General features: G+C 55.6%; 1 protein-coding gene. It reads right to left on the reverse strand.

All coding sequences use genetic code 11. From position 1 onward, the window contains the following. On the reverse strand, positions 1-257 hold a 257-nt coding region (locus tag SB719_RS21215; protein WP_412159896.1), incomplete at both ends, for a hypothetical protein.

A 257-nucleotide genomic window follows, 5' to 3' on the forward strand; every position in this document is an offset into this window, starting at 1 on the left:
GTGAGAGTGCTTCAGCCACGATGTCTACACCAAATATCGCGCCTGGGGTGTAGATATCCGCACCGATGAACAAATCGATGTCCCACACTGGTTTCAACCAAGGGTAGCTGCGTGCACCATCTTCATCATCACGGTCGCAGTCGGAGAAGCCCCAAGCGCTTCCATCATCCAACAGCGCGCAGAAATGCGGAAGTGCGTGCGGTGCTAACCGATCGCCAGCTTTTAGCGGGAGGATGCTGTCACAGCCCGAAGCTATG

It is taken from the genome of Pantoea sp. SIMBA_079 (assembly GCF_046940275.1).
In the GTDB taxonomy this organism is placed as follows: Bacteria; Pseudomonadota; Gammaproteobacteria; order Enterobacterales; family Enterobacteriaceae; genus Pantoea; species Pantoea borealis.